Annotated in this window: 13 protein-coding genes; 9 read left to right on the forward strand and 4 right to left on the reverse strand. The window is 42.8% G+C overall.

The window, feature by feature from the left end; all coding sequences use genetic code 11:
* Positions 1–99 precede the first annotated feature (99 nt).
* On the reverse strand, positions 100–2,004 hold the full coding sequence (gene nadB, locus QL898_RS08070; RefSeq protein WP_290176433.1) for an L-aspartate oxidase: 1,905 nt from the start codon (positions 2,002–2,004) through the stop codon (positions 100–102).
* A 70-nt stretch (positions 2,005–2,074) separates the two neighbouring features.
* Positions 2,075–3,184 (reverse strand): quinolinate synthase NadA, encoded by a 1,110-nt coding sequence (gene nadA / locus QL898_RS08075; RefSeq protein WP_320158126.1) that lies wholly within the window; start codon positions 3,182–3,184, stop codon positions 2,075–2,077.
* A 390-nt stretch (positions 3,185–3,574) separates the two neighbouring features.
* Here nadA and QL898_RS08080 point away from each other — a divergent pair, with 390 nt between their 5' ends.
* The 3 genes from QL898_RS08080 to QL898_RS08090 all read left to right on the forward strand — a co-directional run bounded on the left by QL898_RS08080 (position 3,575) and on the right by QL898_RS08090 (position 6,583).
* Positions 3,575–4,606, forward strand: coding sequence for a hypothetical protein (locus QL898_RS08080; protein ID WP_201555928.1), 1,032 nt, complete (start codon positions 3,575–3,577; stop codon positions 4,604–4,606).
* Between the two features lie 160 nt (positions 4,607–4,766).
* Positions 4,767–5,627: a carboxylating nicotinate-nucleotide diphosphorylase gene (nadC, locus tag QL898_RS08085; protein ID WP_201555927.1), complete on the forward strand. Its 861-nt coding sequence runs from the start codon at positions 4,767–4,769 to the stop codon at positions 5,625–5,627.
* 314 nt (positions 5,628–5,941) lie between these two features.
* Positions 5,942–6,583, forward strand: a complete 642-nt coding sequence (locus tag QL898_RS08090) for a MarC family protein (RefSeq protein WP_082624565.1) — start codon at positions 5,942–5,944, stop codon at positions 6,581–6,583.
* A gap of 152 nt (positions 6,584–6,735) precedes the next feature.
* Here the strand turns inward: QL898_RS08090 and QL898_RS08095 are convergent, their stop codons facing one another.
* Positions 6,736–7,338: a LysE/ArgO family amino acid transporter gene (locus QL898_RS08095; protein WP_201547640.1), complete on the reverse strand. Its 603-nt coding sequence runs from the start codon at positions 7,336–7,338 to the stop codon at positions 6,736–6,738.
* 166 nt (positions 7,339–7,504) lie between these two features.
* On the opposite strand from QL898_RS08095, the gene QL898_RS08100 reads away from it, so the two are divergent.
* The 3 genes from QL898_RS08100 (at position 7,505) to QL898_RS08110 (ending at position 9,685) form a co-directional block, all read left to right on the forward strand.
* The gene (locus QL898_RS08100; protein WP_201547711.1) at positions 7,505–8,233 is read left to right on the forward strand and encodes a hypothetical protein; all 729 of its coding nucleotides are present in this window, start codon (positions 7,505–7,507) and stop codon (positions 8,231–8,233) included.
* A 173-nt stretch (positions 8,234–8,406) separates the two neighbouring features.
* Positions 8,407–9,093: a hypothetical protein gene (locus QL898_RS08105; protein ID WP_290176434.1), complete on the forward strand. Its 687-nt coding sequence runs from the start codon at positions 8,407–8,409 to the stop codon at positions 9,091–9,093.
* A gap of 40 nt (positions 9,094–9,133) precedes the next feature.
* Positions 9,134–9,685, forward strand: coding sequence for a hypothetical protein (locus QL898_RS08110; RefSeq protein ID WP_201547642.1), 552 nt, complete (start codon positions 9,134–9,136; stop codon positions 9,683–9,685).
* Between the two features lie 155 nt (positions 9,686–9,840).
* Here QL898_RS08110 and rluB read toward each other — a convergent pair whose 3' ends face one another.
* On the reverse strand, positions 9,841–10,767 hold the full coding sequence (gene rluB / locus QL898_RS08115) for a 23S rRNA pseudouridine(2605) synthase RluB (protein ID WP_101206234.1): 927 nt from the start codon (positions 10,765–10,767) through the stop codon (positions 9,841–9,843).
* Positions 10,768–11,396: 629 nt separating this feature from the next.
* Here rluB and QL898_RS08120 point away from each other — a divergent pair.
* The 3 genes from QL898_RS08120 (at position 11,397) to QL898_RS08130 (ending at position 16,968) form a co-directional block, all read left to right on the forward strand.
* On the forward strand, positions 11,397–12,443 hold the full coding sequence (locus QL898_RS08120) for a polysaccharide biosynthesis/export family protein (protein ID WP_290176435.1): 1,047 nt from the start codon (positions 11,397–11,399) through the stop codon (positions 12,441–12,443).
* Between the two features lie 196 nt (positions 12,444–12,639).
* Positions 12,640–14,901, forward strand: a complete 2,262-nt coding sequence (locus QL898_RS08125) for a polysaccharide biosynthesis tyrosine autokinase (RefSeq protein ID WP_290176436.1) — start codon at positions 12,640–12,642, stop codon at positions 14,899–14,901.
* A 51-nt stretch (positions 14,902–14,952) separates the two neighbouring features.
* Positions 14,953–16,968, forward strand: coding sequence for a nucleoside-diphosphate sugar epimerase/dehydratase (locus QL898_RS08130; RefSeq protein ID WP_290176437.1), 2,016 nt, complete (start codon positions 14,953–14,955; stop codon positions 16,966–16,968).
* Positions 16,969–16,995 lie beyond the last annotated feature (27 nt).

Consider the following 16,995-nt stretch of genomic DNA (forward strand, 5'->3'; position numbering starts at 1 on the left):
GTAATATTTTAAGCCTGTCCATAATGATAGCTTAAATGCTTCTTTAACTATAGTGTTAGATATCACCCTTGATGGGTTTGGCTATTATCTGCCGTACGCTTAAATATGGTTAGTAACAGGTATCGAATAACGGTCGTCTTCTATAACGTGAGAAAATGAGTCAAGCGTAGCGTTTCTTGATGGCAAAATGATACTGGTCAAAGGCGTTTCAGCTAAGTTAGGATAATCCTCACGATAATGCCCACCGCGACTTTCAAAACGTTGATAAGCGGATTGGACAATTATCGTTGCTAACGCTAATTGCCTCGCTAATTGAAAAATTGCCAGCTCATCGAAAGTAGTGGGGAGGTTGTTATTTATATTGGATTTACCAAAATATATGAGTGACTCCTGCCACTGCTCAATTTTTTGCAATGCTTGCTCTAATTGTTCGGCACTACGTGTAATGCCCATATTGGCTGTCAAAAGAGCTTTCAATGCTATCGTTATCTCTGCAATATCTACGTCAGAATGAAATGCTTTATCAGCATTATAAGTTGGATACGATGATTGCTTAGAAGATGGCAAAACAACAAATTGTGTGTTTTGTAGTGTCGGATATTGCCAAATATCGGCAGCCAACTGATGCAGTTCATAATAGGCAGTCGTATGTGGCTGCGGCATTTTTTCTAAAGCTTCAGCCGTTTTCTCTAAAGCTTCTAAGTTTTTTAAGCGTTCCAATTTTGTTAAGTAAGAAGGCAGATTAGCGGCGATGTTGCGACCAACCACCACACACTCTAACAATGAATTGCTTGCTAAACGGTTGGCTCCATGTAGCCCTGTATAAGCAACTTCGCCTGCTGCATATAGTCCTGCGACGTCGGTCAAACCATTGGCGCAAGTCACCACGCCGCCACAACTATAGTGGGCAGTCGGAGCGACTGGAATAGGCTCTGTGGTCATATCGACGCCGAATGCTAGCAGCGTCTGATAAATCTGCGGGAAATGCGCTTGTATAAATGCAGCTGGCAAGTGACTGACATCAAGGTGTACGTAGCCAAGTCCGTTACTACTAATCTGATTGGCTATTGCCCGAGCGACGATATCGCGTGGCGCCAATTCAGCACGCTCATCAATATCTAACATAAAGCGCGTCCCAGTCTGTGGACAATAGAGTCGTCCACCTTCACCGCGTAACGCTTCAGATATCAAAAAACTGCTGTCATCTAATGCTAGACCCGTCGGGTGAAATTGAATAAATTCTAAATTTGCCAAACGACAGCCTGCCTGCCATGCCATCATGACGCCATCACCAACACAGACGTTAGGCGCGCTGGCACGCTTAAATAACTGACCTAAGCCACCACTAGCCAGTACAACAGCCGCACTATGAATGGTGAGTTGGCGCTCATTGACATGATCAAAGACCAGTGCCCCCTGGCAATGTCTAATATCGCTATCGTTCATGCTAAAAGAGTAGCTGCTAATCATAGGTGAAGTCAGTAATTCCAATGCTTCATGATAAGGCAAGATAGTGATATTGGTTGCAGCTTGTACTTTGACGGTTAATGCATCCATCACGTGTCGACCCGTTGCATCATCCGCATGAGCCACGCGTCTACAGCCATGACCACCTTCTTTGGTCAAGTGTAAGTCACTGGTTTTTAAGACTGCAAAATCAGGTGTATTATCATTCTCTTTAGTTAAGTTAGATTGAGTAAATGGCACACCTTGCTCGCATAGCCACTGCACCGCTTGCTGTCCAGCACCCAAGATACGAGCAGTATTGTCCGTCGCACACAACCCTGCACCAGCAATTAAGGTATCAGCGATATGATCAGTCACAGAGTCTGCCTTGTCTAAGCTGGCTGCGATACCACCTTGAGCGTAGTGACTTGAACACACCTCAAGCGCGGCTTTGCTTAAAACAGTGATATTCAGCGATTTTGGCAGAGATAGCGCGGTGCTCAAACCTGCCAGACCAGCCCCAATAATAAGAACATCAGTTTTTATAATATTACTCATATCACTGCTGCTCCTACTATTTTTATAGCGAGTGGTGTTGGAACAATCAACTGAATGCGACTGACTCATGCTAGGCTGCCCCAACGTTAGCGAACAGCGCACGGTCTTTTACAATGTCGCCACTGGCGGCTACGCGTTGCTTTTGTGCTTCAGCAAAATCGAGCATCCGTTGTAATGGTTTTTTTGCTGCAGTCGCTAACTCAGGTGTCATTAGTACTTCACCGCTTTGATTGGTTAAGCACTGCTCAATCCCTTTTAGACCGTTCATTGCCATCCAAGGACAAAACGCACAGCTCTTACAGCTTGCACTCTCACCAGCAGTTGGTGCGGCCAAAAAGCGCTTGTTTGGCGAGCGTTTTTGCATCTCGTGCAATATGCCCAAATCAGTAGCGACGATAAAGGTATCAGCATCCATCTCATACGTTGATTGCAAAAGCTTGCTAGTCGAGCCGACCACATCAGCGAGTGCTACCACGCTATCAGGTGACTCAGGATGCACCAAGACTTTGGCCTCTGGATGTTTCTCTTTTAATTGCATTAACTCAGTAGCTTTAAATTCGTTATGCACGAGGCAAGACCCTTGCCACAGCAGCATATCGGCGCCAGTCTCACGAGCGATGTATTTGCCCAAATGGCGATCAGGCCCCCAAATAATAGGCTCGCCTTGGGCATGTAAGTGACGAACGATGTCGATACCGACAGATGAGGTGACCACCCAATCAGCTCTCGCTTTTACCGCGGCGCTGGTATTGGCGTAGACGACGACAGTACGTTCAGGATGAGCATCACAAAATGCTGAAAACTCATCAGCAGGACAGCCCAAATCAAGCGAACATTCGGCTTCCAAATCTGGCATGAGGACAGTCTTTTCCATGCTTAATATTTTTGCTGATTCACCCATAAAGCGCACACCAGCGACAACCAATGTTTGGGCGCTATGAGCTTGTCCAAACCGAGCCATTTCAAGTGAGTCACCGACGCAGCCACCGGTTGCAAATGCCAAGTCTTGGATAAAAGGGTCGACATAGTAGTGTGCTACCAGTACGGCATTATTCTCTTTCAGTAGCTTCTTGATATTTTCTTCAATCACGATGCGTTCAGCGTGAGGCAAGTCTGCTGGCATTTTAGCCTTGGCATATTCAATGTTCATCTGAGTGGCGATGCGATTGTCCGTACTCATGATAGGTGCGTCGTAAGGATATTTTTTCATAATGGCAGCCTTTGTTGGTGCGATAACGATAAATGTGTGTGCTAAAAAATGGGTAATTGGACATAACAAATTTATAAGTTGTCTTAATTATGCTCATTTTGAGCATAATTACAAGTGGTTTTTTATACTCAATAAGTCAAAAGATTGGTTTTTAGTGCCCGAAATGACGTGCAGTTAAGCCGTACTAAGCTTAGAAATGATGCTAATTCATGCCTCTTATGACTATTTATCGCCATTGATTTTTCATACTTACAACCACAGACTATGATAGTTTTAGATTCGAGCTATACTAAGTCATACCATAGCTATTAACCCCAGTAGCCTTTCACATTTCAGAGAAAAAGGATAATTCCCAAAGCCATGACGTTGTCTTATTCACATGCGCACCAGCAAGGTAGCGGCACGACAGAAGTGGTCGCCGTATTGGTCGCTATCACCGATCATATCGCGCGCGTTCTAACCGTTGACCAAGGCAAGCTGTTGCCAAATGGGCCGCTTATGCCGCTACATCGCTCGTTGCAAGCGGGCGTACGTCAGTGGGTAGAGGAGCAAACACAACAACCGCTCGGATACTTGGAGCAGTTATATACCTTTGTCGATACTAACAGGCGTAACATCGACGGTCATGCGTTGGTGTATGTGAGTTATTTAGGTTTGGTACAAGAGACGCAAACGCAGGCACTCCAAAGCAAAGCACTCTGGCGAGATTGGTACGACTATTTCCCATGGGAAAATCATTTGGACGGTATGCCTAGTATTATTATGGACTTTATCGTGCCTGCGCTACTCGAATGGGCCAATACTGCCAACGACTCGATTGTCCAACAGCGCAGGCGTCAGCGTATTGGCTTATGTTGGGGACTAAACGAAGCGTTTTTAGCAAGTGGTAAACTCACTAACAGTCAATCCGTCAACGAACACGATAATGAAAGTAGAGAATGGATTGCAGAGCATGTACTACTACGTTATGAAATGCTTTATGAAGCAGGTTTAATCCCTGAAGCCCCTAATTATCCGCCTAACTATCAAGCTGTTACCTTGCCAGAGGACTGGTCACAACGCATAGGTGTACCCATGTATTATGATCACCGTCGCGTGATTGCTACTGCTATCTCAAGACTGCGCGCGAAAATTGAATATAGACCGCTTATTTTTGGGCTGATGCCAGACGTCTTTACCTTATCGCAGTTGCAGCAGAGTGTTGAGGCGTTATCAGGAGTGCGTTTGCACAAGCAAAACTTTCGTCGATTGCTTGATTCACAAAACTTGGTAATGGAGACAGGAGAGAGTAGTACTGCTCAGCGCGGTCGTCCTGCCAAGTTATATCGCTTCCGCCATGATATTGAATTACAGAGTTTATTGATGGACAGCAAACTTCCTAAGCGCAAATAGTCATTTCAAGCCAGTCCGTTGTATCTCTAAATCAGTTTGTATCACGAAAAATTTGTCACCTTTCCTTGCAGGGTCGCTAACTTTACGCTATATTTATGCTCATTTTGAGTTTAAATGACGAGCAGTTTCTATAAATATCATGCCTAGATAAGGGTCAAAGATGACAATTGAACAAGAGCCAGCATTGGATGACGTATTGCTTAAACCATTGGTTGAGAATGCACTAACTGAAGACTTGGGTAGGCGTGGTGATGTAACGTCACAAGCTACTATCCCAGCCGATATGCAAGCGCAGCTACAGATCAAGGCGCGGCAAGCAGGTGTGATATGCGGTATAGACTTAGCACGTTTGTCTTTTGCCTTAGTCGATGCACAAATTGAGTTTATTGCACAAGTACAGGATGGCGAAACAGTAGAGGCTGGTGCAGTGTTAGCGACCGTAAAAGGTAACGCGCGTCACTTATTGACAGCAGAACGCACGGCACTGAACTTTATGACCCATCTCAGTGGTATTGCGACAGCGACCCGTCAGATTGTCGATAGTGTGGCGCAATATCCTGCGCAAATTACTTGTACACGCAAGACCATTCCAGGCTTACGTATTGTACAAAAATACGCCGTACGCTGCGGCGGCGGACGCAATCATCGCTTGGGATTGGATGATGCGATTTTAATCAAAGACAATCATATCGCGATTGCGGGTGACATCAAAACGGCCATTCAGCAAGCCCAGAAATTTGCTGGGCATCTGATTCCTATTGAGGTCGAAGTCGATACACTAGAGCAATTAGAGCAAGCGCTCGATGCAGGTGTGAGTTTAGTGCTATTAGACAACATGTCGCCTGAAACATTATCGCAAGCGGTTACTATGTGTCAGGGTCGAGCAAAGACTGAAGCCTCAGGTGGTATTACGCCTGAAACGGTACAAGCGGCGGCAAGTACAGGGGTTGATTTTATCGCGATGGGCTATTTGACGCACAGTACGACAGCCTTGGATATTGGGCTAGATTTTAGTGCATAAGTGCAGGCGTAATAAAGGCTAACAGCGTTATATACGCTCGATTTTATGACAAGGGCTATCACCGAGTTAATAGAATGGCAATTTATACTGATAGCTTGTACTAATAATCTGTTAAATGCTTGTTTTTACACTGAAGCTTTACTAAGGTGACATGTAGGCGTAACGGCGCAAAGTTAATGATTTTATTAGCTTATCTGCCTATGTTAGAATATAAGCTACAATGCCGTTTTTAACTGCCTATTGGGTCATCGTTGCACTTGCACGATGGCCTTATCTTTTTGCACCAGTGGTATCAATAGACAAGTGAGCGCTCAGTGAATACTGAAATTATCAAGATAATCCTAGCCTTTATGGTATTGATCAATCCATTTAGCGCATTGACGTTATTTTTAGATTTGACTCGTGGCTATTCGATGAACAATCGACGTAAGGTCGCGCGCGTTGCTTGTCTGACCATTTTTATCACCATCAGCTTTTTTACGATTGCAGGTGAAACGCTACTAAAAACCCTTGGTATTTCTATCGGCTCGTTCCAGTTGGCAGGCGGTATATTGGTGTTTTTAATTGCCCTAAATATGATGAATGGAGAGGGTAACCCTGTTAAACCTGATCAAGAGAACTTCGATGTTGATCATGTGAAAGACGCGCCAGTCTCGATGGCAGCTGCCGTGGTTCCCCTCGCGATTCCAATGATGATTGGGCCTGGTGGTATCTCCACGGTTATCATTTACTCTTCACAAGTATCAGGTATTTTGCAGGTATCCGCTATCTTGATTGCTGGCTTATTCATCAGTCTGTTTTGCTATTTGGCATTGATGGCGGCAGGTCGTATCAGTCGCTTACTAGGCGATACTGGCTTGAACATCATGAGCCGGATCATGGGTATGCTATTGGCAGCCGTTTCTATCGAAATTATCGTTAATGGACTGCGTACGCTCTTTCCTAGCTTGATGTAAATGATCAATACAATATTGCTAACCATATATATTTATACAGTGGTTAGCGGATATCGGATATCGACGTAATTTAGTTTATCCAATACGTCGTTTACTTAATATTCAGTTTATTCAACACTCAGCTTATCTATCATTTCCTAGTTATACTTCTATCAGCTTTGATACAAATGCCAAGCTAGATAGAGCATCAGTAACCCTACCAAAGCATCCAGGATGTTCCATGCTTTAGGCTTCTCAAATAGAGGCCTGAGTAATCGCGCACCATACCCAAGCGCAAAGAAGAAAAAGAACGAAGCGCTAATTGCACCTGCGGCAAACGTCAATTTACTGCTTGCACCCGTAGAGACCATGCCGACGAGTACCAATGTGTCTAGATAGACGTGCGGGTTTAGCCAAGTAAAACCAAAGCATAGTAACAAGGCTTTTTTTAAGCTAGTCACGACTTGTCCTTCGACAGTCAAAGCATGTGACACACGTACGCTGGCATACAAACTCTGTAAACCATATCCTAATAAAAATATAACACCTGCTATTTTTGCGATATCTATAACGTGAGGATAGCGGGCCGTAACTGCACCAAAACCACCAATGCCTGCTGAAATTAAAAACGCATCGCTCACCGCACAAAACAAGCAAACAAAAAATATGTGCTCGCGTTTGAGACCTTGTTTGAGTACAAAGGCGTTTTGGGAACCAATAGCAATGATGAGAGATAACCCAAGTAGGAAACCAGAAATATAATCGGGAGCATTCATAATACGGTGCTTAACGGTTGGCGTGTAGGAATGGTGACATTTTGCTTACTGGCAGGCCAGCAAAAACCTGCTAAGATACGCTATTGAATGAATGTATGCAATATGCGCACAATGTGAGTGTAATAGACGAGGGGCAGAGCAAGTCATGGTAGTCAGTTTGACAAGAATGCTACAGTCATTTGGGCAAGCTCAAGATGACCTACCGACATTGGCAGCAAAGAATGCTCAGGAGATGAGCGTCAATCATGAACAAGATGCTACTGCCAATAGTGATAGCAATCACGCAGTACAAGAGCGTTCTACACTGACTCCGCCTGAACGTGTAAACCGCATATGTGATGCGTTGGCACAAGTGAGTGATAGCCAATCATCCACGCCTTTGACCGATCGCTATCTGAGTAATCGTGCTCAAATGCGCCCAACCAATAGACCGCCTTTTGACCCAGATACCTTGTGGTATCTCAAACATGGACGTTGTCCGATTATGACTGAGCTTGTTGATGTGGTTGATGAGGCCACCCTAAATGCCATGCCTATTGAAGCCGTTGCGATATTAGATCGTATCAATGGTAAGCTAAAGCGTTATCGTGAGTGGAGTAGTGAGCTGAACGAACAGCAACAGCAGCAACATAATGAGCGTCAGTTTGTTATCGATAAGCTGGTGTCCGAAAGTATCCCTGAAGCATTACATCATTATGAGCAGCTACAACGCTTTAGTCCGCATCGCACCAAAAACAATATGGTGCAGGGCAAGATGACAGCCGGTGATATGCTGACAGATTTGTTTTTAGAGATTGATTATGAGCTTGACGAATTATTGGATGAATTGCACCAAACAGTCTTAAACCGCCTTGCCTCAACCCATCGCTATGTTAAGAGCCGTACGCAAAGTTAAATGTTCTTTGATGATGTTTTTTTGAACACTGGCAAAGGTTAAGTATTATCAAAAAACACAATCGACGCAGTGCATAACAATATAGGGCTTTAATAGAGCCTTATTTTTTTGTTTAATAATAACAATCATAAGAAATCAGCCACGACATTCTGATAAGTAATAAGGACAATATAATGACCCAAATGACTGCGATGTTCGTAATGTTTGTTTTGTATGGGCTGTTGCCAGCGGCTGGGTTATATCTAGGTTATCGTGGCATTAAAAAAGTCACAGCACCCAAAATGCTCGAATATAAGGCGATGCCGCAACTGGGTTATATACCTGAAAAAAGCCTACCTGACGACGTTAAAACCGCTCTGGAGCAAATTAATACAAAGGGTGAAAAGCTGCGTGTCATGTATGGCGATACCAATAATGATGGCAAAATTGATGATAAAGATACTGTCAACGAAACTTATATTATGATTCAAAACCTAATGGATAGGCATGTGCCGCAAGCCGTCGCTGACTATCGCCGCTTGCATGATTTAGATGTGACGGATAGTGCGCTTGCTGACACTACCAAAATTAAACATTCTAATGTCACTGGCAAAGAAGCCTTGTTAGACGTGCTTAAGACAATTAACACACAGTTCGATGACCTGCTCAACGCGTCATATCATCAAGACGGTCAAAAGCTACTCGCAACCAATCGCTATCTCCAAAAACGTTTTGACAATCCTGCTAGCAATACAGAGTTTCGAAAGCCCGATATCAATGCCAGTAGTAATGCCAATAATAATGCTAGCAGTGATGTCAATATCCAAGCGATTGAAAGCCCAACTGGTGAAAATGTGAGTGCTAAAGACATTAAGCTATAAATACAAAGTTGAATGGTGAAAGGGTAAAGAGCAAGCGTATATGAGTATCTTAATAGGCATCGGCATTGTAACGACCGTCACTACCTTTTATCTAGGTAGAAAAGGCTGGCAGGCTTTTCATAAAGCCGTCGGTATCTCACCTGGCGTACTCACTTATCAAGATTATGATGCGCCCTTGTCATTAGCCACATTAAGCTTGCAGCAGTTAACGTTAAATAAACAGCACTTAAAAAACTTGTCTGAGCAGCAACTACGCCAGTTAAAACGTATTGATGAGAAAGTAAGCAGTTATCACGCTTATCAAGCAGCCCTACAAACTCAGAATAAGACACCAGCGATAACAGAAGCGCAGTTTGTATTGAATAAAATGCTGCAAACACGGTTACCGGAAATGCTAGCCACTCACTATCAGTTAACAAATATAAATGCCAATAATGGGAATAACGACAAGAGATTGGAAGCTAATGAGTTATTGCAGAGTGTTTTAGATAATATCGAGCAGCGTTTGGATAGATTACTGGCACAAATGGACGAGGAGCAGCTAAAAGAGCTGCGAGTCATGAAACACTATATTAATAGCCATGATAGCTGAGCCGTTATATCTATACTGAGCGACTGTGACGCCTGTAAACTTTGAAGCCTATAAAAAGAAACAAAAAAAGCGATCAATGACTATCCATCATTGACCGCTTTTTTATGTTTATCCCAAATCTATTTAAGACTTAGAATAATGTTAAACCAATTTAACTAGCGCTTATCATTGCGATCACGGGTATTACGTGTACCGCGACTGGCAGGGCTAGCGCTACTTTTAGGTTTTGCGCTGCTGTTGCGGTTATCGCTACGAGTGTCAGTGCGACGCGCTTTAAGCGGCTTGTTTCTGATACGTTCTTGCTTTTCTTTAGCTGCGCCATGTAGACCCGTGCCATAACGTGGGCGTAAGCTGACCAAATCCGTCAACGTGTTGATTTCTTTTTTATCAAGCTCTAAGAAACGGCCAGTACGTAGCTCTTTTGGTAGAACAATCGTGCCATAGCGTGTACGTAATAGACGACTAACTTTTAGACCTTGTGATTCAAATAAACGACGTACTTCGCGGTTTCGGCCTTCTTTTAGCTGGACGTGATACCACTTGTTGACGCCTTCGCCGCCGCCTTCTTTGATGTCTTCAAATTTGGCAAGGCCATCTTCTAGCATGACGCCAGCAGTCAATGCACGGGCGATATCAGGCGTTACTTCACCCAATACACGTACCGCATATTCACGCGTGACTTCACCAGATGGATGCATCAAGCGATGCGCCATTTCACCATCATTAGTAAATAACAATAGGCCAGTTGAGTTGATGTCCAAGCGTCCAACCATTACCCAGCGGTCATGCGTTAGCTTTGGCAAGCGTTCAAAAACAGTTGGGCGACCTTCTGGATCTTTAGCCGAACAAACTTCGCCTTCAGGCTTGTAGTAAGCGATAACACGGCGACGCTTCTCATTTTCAGAAGTGTATTTGATTTGACGGCCATCAACACGAATCTCATCACCTTGCGAGACGCGATCACCGATGGTCGCAGGACCGTTATTAACCGTTACGCGGCCAGATTTGATGACTTCTTCCATTTGGCGGCGTGAACCAAGTCCCATACGGGCGAGTGCTTTCTGTAATTTTTCGTCTTTCATCATAATATCCTTGAGTCGGTGGGTTTACATTTCTCAATGTAAAAAATCGGATTGACTATTCTACGCTATTTTAACAAATTTAGCACGTAAACCAATACCTTACTGGTTATTAATGCATAAACAAACATGATGCTAATCAATAAAAGTTTATTAGTCGTATACGAAATATAGACTCGGAGACTCTCAATGACTAACTATATAAGTTAATACATAGATACAAACACTTACACTACTTCGGCATTAAAAGGATAGTTCCAATCATAAATGCAATCGAAACAAGCCTTCATTAAGTTAGATTTCTTCAAATTAAAAATAAAAATTTTATTTATGATGAAGCTGTTTTCACTTGCATTTTTTTATCGCTAAATAATCTAAAAGTTGATATCAATTTTCGTAATTAGCCGCAAATAAAGGGCTTGATAAGCAATTGCAAAATAGTCACTTAATTATTTTATGACAGATTATATTTATTGCACTGAATATAGTTTAGGTGTATATTTATTAAATATATTCTTTTTTACGAATATAAATGCTGTGGTGAGGTTTCTTGGTTTGATTCACAAATATAAATATGAGTAACTGTTATGGTTAATAAATATTTCATTTTTGTACACAAACGCTTCTTGGTAATGAGCATATTTTGCTTATTTCTAATGGGGTTGTTTAGTGGCTGTACGATCAACTCAGGACTTCAGTCAGGAAATCTTCCTGAATCTGGCACCTTTACTGCAGAAAACGGTCTTCAATTTCATATTCAGCCTTTAAGTTTGGCAACTTTACCGCGTACAGCGCCGCCTACTGTGACTCAAGATCTCTCTCATTTGATCAAAACCTCTGGACGAGTCAATTACGGCATTGCGAAAGGGGATGTGCTGAATATCATCCTTACCAATTATCCAGATATTAATGCGTCAACTGCTAGCTTAACGGTAGATCAACAAGGGTATATACAGTTTCCATTAATAGGTAGAGTTCAAGCCAGTGGGCTGAGCGTGCCGCAGTTCACCGCTACGTTGCAAAGCAAGTTACAACGTTATCTCAAGTACTCAGATCCTCAAGTCAAAATCATCAATTACCGTGGCAGCAAGTTCTTCGTAGATGGTGCGGTGAAGCAGTCTGGTGAGTTTGCTATAGCTGATGTGCCAGTGTCGGTACATGGGGCTATCTCTATGGCAGGTGGTACCACTGAGACAGGCGACTCAAATAACATTGTGCTAAATCGTCAGGGAAATAGCTATCGCTTAGGAGTGCAGTCACTACATAAAATGGGACTGTCTGCAAATCAAATCTATCTGCGAGATGGTGACTCTATCCACGTCAATAGTCAAAGCCGCAATAAGGTCTACGTATTGGGTGAATTTGGCAAAATTGAGCCAGTTGCGATTCCAGAACAAGGGCTGAGCTTAGCGCATGTATTGGGCGAGTCAAATGGGCTAAATTCCAATACGGCTAATGCAGCCAAAGTATATATCGTGCGCGACAACCCTCAGTACCAGTACACCAATATTTATTACGTCGATATGCAGAGCATTACAAGCTTGGCATTAGCCAGTCGCTTTAACATGCAAGCCAATGACATTCTCTATGTAGATCCAACAGGCTTGGCCCGCTGGAATCGTGTGATTAGCGCGATACTACCATCAACCTCTGCCATCAATGTGATATCAGGGTTATAAATAATAGCTAGTGAAAATACTGAATATGCTTTGAATTTTAATACTGAAATTGAGAAATAAGAATAGGAAGTAGAGTAACAGGTTTTATAAGGTGCGATGAGGCAGGGGGCAATCTAACTGCAGTCAAGGGCAGTTAGGGTCTTGAAGCTAAGCGAAAGCTATTAAGCGATTAACATTGAATAATGGGTATATGGTTATGAATAATATAGATTCAAAAGACCTATCGACACCTAAGGGTGACAACGACAATGACAACATCGACTTAACGGCGCTGGTTTTGGTTTTGTTGCGTGGCTGGAAAGTTATAGCGCTCATGGCAGCAGTCGGACTCTTAATAGGATTTTTCTATACACGTTATATTAATCCAACCTTCAAGTCTGATGCGCTGATCCAAATTGAAGAAAACTCCCAAGGAGTCGATGCGCTTGGGGCAAATATCTCAGAGTTGGTCGGAGAAGAAGCGAGCAAAGCTGAGGCAGAAGCTGAGCTCATACGGTCTCGAATGATACTAGAGCCAGTCGTCGATATGCTACATCTAGACATCAAACTTACCGATCCTAATATTGGCTATCTCGATAAAATAACAAACGACCGCATTAATACTCAGTTGAACACGAATGATGGTGTGTCTTTGAGCACAAAAAACGGGATCGTACAAATCAATCATTTCGATGTGTCACCAGCGTATTTAAACCAGTCTTTTACGCTATCACAGTCTGACACAGGATTTGTCTTGAGTAATGGACTAGATGATTTCAAAGGACAATTGGGGCAGCCGCATCAGTTCAATGGGGTAAACGGTGAGATTAATATTACGGTGACTGAGCTACCTACAGATGGTTATCCTATTGGCATCACTAAGCAGACCTTAAAGACCACAACAGATGCGATTAACAGCGCATTGTCTGTGGAAGAAAAAGGCGATAAAACCAATATTATTCAGCTGTCGATGACAGGCACAAACCAACAGCAAATCACGACCACACTTGATCAGATAGTCCAGTCTTATATCGATCAAAACCAATCTCGGGGTACAGAAGAAACCACCAAAACATTGGCTTTCATGGAAACGCAGATTCCAGCATTAAAAGAAAAATTAGACACCTCTGAAGCTCAGTTCAATGAGTTTCGTAAAAAGCACGGCACCATCGATGTAGGTAAAGAAGCTGAGCTATTACTAAATGAAAAGTCTCGAATCGATGAGCAGCTCAATGATCTCAAATTAAAGAGAGCAGATTTAACGACTTACTATACCAATGAACACCCACTCGTCATCCAAATCAATGAGCAACTAAAAGTCCTCAACAGTCGAATAGGAGCGATAGGTAGTACCGTTGCAGGACTGCCTGAAATCCAGCGAGAGTTCTTAAAGTTATCAGAAGATACAGCCATTAATAGAGAGATTTACCTCACGCTGCTCAAAAATTATGAACAACTAAAAATCGTTAGAGCAGGTCAGGTTGGTTATGCGCGTATTTTAGATAGACCGACCAGTACCTTCGATGCCATTGCACCAAACAAATTCCAAATTATGTTGCTGGCGCTACTCGTAGGTACTGTACTTGGGGTAATGCTGGTTCTAATCAGAAACTTAATTAGAAATGTCGTAAAAGACCCAGAACATCTAGAGTCTAAAACGGGGATTCCTGTCATTGCAACGATTCCACGTTCGACCTCGATATCTAAGCTAGGTAGGAACAAAAAAAATACTGGTCGAATGCTTGCGCACGTTGATCACAATGGCTTGAGCTATGAAGCAATTAAAAATTTACGGACAAACCTTTTATTTGGTAAGACGACGAAAACAGCAGATAAAAAATCCGCTCAGACCATATTAATCACTGGAGAAAGCCCAGGTGTCGGTAAGTCTTTTATTACGGCCAATTTATCTGAGGTATTTGCACAGCTTGATAAGAAAGTACTGATTATCGATGGAGATATGCGTTTAGGTGAGCTGCACAAAATGTTTGGTATGAATCCAGACAGTGGTCTCACAGACTATTTACTGCAAGATAAAGATAGCTCTCTATCAGATAATGAGCCTCGATTAGATATTGACATGGCTAAGTTAAACCTTGAGAGCTTTATCCAGCCGACTGGTATGGAGCATATCGACCTTATATCGCGGGGACGACCGTCGCATAATCCGACTTCGTTATTGATAGGAGAGAGGTTTAATCATTTGATGGCAGCGCTCAAAACGAAGTACGACTATATCGTTATCGATGCGCCACCTATTTTGGCTGCATCAGATGCCATGGTGTTGGCACAGCACGCAGACAAAGTACTGATCGTCACCAAATTTGATCATTCAGTAGAAGGTCAGTTGGTCTATGCCATCAAACAGATGAGTAAAGCAAACGTACAAGTCGATGGCATCATCTTAAATGACATACAGCAAAGTATTTTGAATCGGTATAGCTATCACTACCATTATGCTTATGGACACAATTCATAGTCAGCTACTGTCCATAGCAAACGAGCGACATAACTTAAGTAGGTGGATCTTATGTTTATAAAAACAGAGTCTAACAATGCTTATCGAACGCCAAGTGATCTCAATCGATGGTCGAAGCGTATGACGCTGTTTTTATTAGCCTTACCACGCTTTGCGAAATGCTCTATCTTATTTGGCATCGATTTTTCAGTTGCTATCCTTTGCTTGATAGCGGCATTGGCACTGCGTCAGGGTTATGTCGATGATCAAATTGGCCTTACGGTATTAGCTTTTTATGCATTGATACCTGTCGTCAGCTTGTATCTGATTGGCTTTTATAGAGGCGCCTCTAGAGGGTTTTTCGATGCGGCGATGGGTCGAGTACTACAGTTGTTTTTATTACTTATTATCGTTTATCAGTTCATCATTTATGTAAATCCAGTATCAATGATGCCGCGCTCAGCGCCAATCATATTTTTGTTCTTATTTTTTATTTGGTTGTGGAACAGTCGGCTAATGATTCGCGGGTTGCTGAATCGACTGCAGAAACAAGACAATCAAGATCGCCTAGATAGTTGCTGCGATAACGTGATTATTTATGGTGCAGGATCGGCTGGTAGAGAGCTATTAGAGAGCTTGAGACATTCCCATAAATACAATGTAGTGGCATATATCGATGATGATCCGCAGCTGATAGGGGCTTATTTACATGGTAAAAAAATATATGCCGCTCATGCGTTACCTTGGTTAATAGAAAAATTAAATGTCGCGCAAGTGATTTTGGCAATGCCTTCTATGAGCCGTGGTCGTAAAAAACAGATTATGGATAACCTATCAGGCGTTTCTGTCAAGTTAAAGGATTTACCGAGCTTACGAGAGCTTGCTGATGAGATCGTAACAGTCAGCCATATACGTCCGGTTGATATACTAGATGTGCTTGAAAGAGAGACTGTAGAGCCAGTTGCTGAGCTCCTCCAAAAAAACATTACGGGTAAAAACGTACTCGTAACAGGGGCAGGGGGGTCTATTGGGAGTGAGCTGTGTAGACAAATCATGAAAAATAAACCTGCATGCTTGGTGTTATACGAGCAGTCTGAATATGCTTTGTACACAATCGATCAGGAACTTAGAAGCCTCGTCGCTAGTAATGTCATTAGTAATATTGAATATCAAAATATCGAGATTGTTAGCATCATTGGAAGCGTAGGTAACGAAAAAAAATTAATCAATATATTCGAAAAATACCATATAAAAACGATTTATCACGCTGCAGCATACAAACATGTACCGATTGTCGAATCCAATCCATTTGAAGGCACGATTAATAATACCAAAGGTACCTATCATTGTGCCTGTGCTGCGATAAAGGCTCACGTTGATACATTTGTATTGATCTCTACTGACAAAGCAGTGCGACCGACCAATGTCATGGGTGCATCTAAACGCTTGGCTGAGCTTGTCTGCCAAGGATTGAGCCAAAGCAACAGTCATACGTGTTTTAGTATGGTGCGTTTCGGCAACGTTTTGGGTTCATCGGGCTCTGTAGTACCACTATTCACCAAGCAAATTGAGCAGGGTGGTCCGATTACCATCACCCATCCAGACATCACACGCTACTTTATGACCATACCGGAAGCAGCCAGTTTGGTTATCCAAGCAGGGGCTATGGCGTTCGGTGGTGAAGTATTTGTACTTGATATGGGTGCACCCGTCAAAATTGTGGATCTTGCCAAACGTATGATTCGTCTGACAGGGTGCGAGCTAAAAGATGCGAGCAATCCTAATGGTGATATCGAAATCGTGTTTACTGGGTTGAGACCAGGTGAAAAGCTCTATGAAGAGTTAATCATTGGTGCCGACAACATAGAGACCACGTTTCATCCACTCATTATGCAAGCAATGGAGCATAGTTTTCCATTGGAAGATATCGAAGCTATCTTATTTGAGTTTATCGAAAGATCAAAGCGGCACGATACTGAATGGTTGAAAGCACAGTTTAGGACCTTCGTTGAAGGCTACCGAGAAGGCGATGATGTCAGGATCGAGGTCGAAAAACTGACATCATCGTTGATGGATGAGGTTGGTTAATACAGTAGGTAGATAATCACAAGATTA

Source organism: Psychrobacter sp. APC 3279 (assembly GCF_030407795.1).
Classification (GTDB): Bacteria; Pseudomonadota; Gammaproteobacteria; order Pseudomonadales; family Moraxellaceae; genus Psychrobacter.

Bases quoted from the DNA above. Each gene is read 5' to 3' on its own strand.
- nadC (WP_201555927.1), top strand. From the start codon at position 4,767: ATGACAATTGAACAAGAGCCAGCATTGGATGACGTATTGCTTAAACCA.
- QL898_RS08125 (WP_290176436.1), top strand. From the start codon at position 12,640: ATGAATAATATAGATTCAAAAGACCTATCGACACCTAAGGGTGACAAC.
- rluB (WP_101206234.1), bottom strand. From the start codon at position 10,767: ATGAAAGACGAAAAATTACAGAAAGCACTCGCCCGTATGGGACTTGGT.
- QL898_RS08080 (WP_201555928.1), top strand. From the start codon at position 3,575: ATGACGTTGTCTTATTCACATGCGCACCAGCAAGGTAGCGGCACGACA.
- QL898_RS08120 (WP_290176435.1), top strand. From the start codon at position 11,397: ATGAGCATATTTTGCTTATTTCTAATGGGGTTGTTTAGTGGCTGTACG.
- nadA (WP_320158126.1), bottom strand. From the start codon at position 3,184: ATGAGTACGGACAATCGCATCGCCACTCAGATGAACATTGAATATGCC.
- QL898_RS08110 (WP_201547642.1), top strand. From the start codon at position 9,134: ATGAGTATCTTAATAGGCATCGGCATTGTAACGACCGTCACTACCTTT.
- QL898_RS08130 (WP_290176437.1), top strand. From the start codon at position 14,953: ATGTTTATAAAAACAGAGTCTAACAATGCTTATCGAACGCCAAGTGAT.
- QL898_RS08105 (WP_290176434.1), top strand. From the start codon at position 8,407: ATGACCCAAATGACTGCGATGTTCGTAATGTTTGTTTTGTATGGGCTG.
- QL898_RS08095 (WP_201547640.1), bottom strand. From the start codon at position 7,338: ATGAATGCTCCCGATTATATTTCTGGTTTCCTACTTGGGTTATCTCTC.
- QL898_RS08100 (WP_201547711.1), top strand. From the start codon at position 7,505: ATGCTACAGTCATTTGGGCAAGCTCAAGATGACCTACCGACATTGGCA.
- nadB (WP_290176433.1), bottom strand. From the start codon at position 2,004: ATGAGTAATATTATAAAAACTGATGTTCTTATTATTGGGGCTGGTCTG.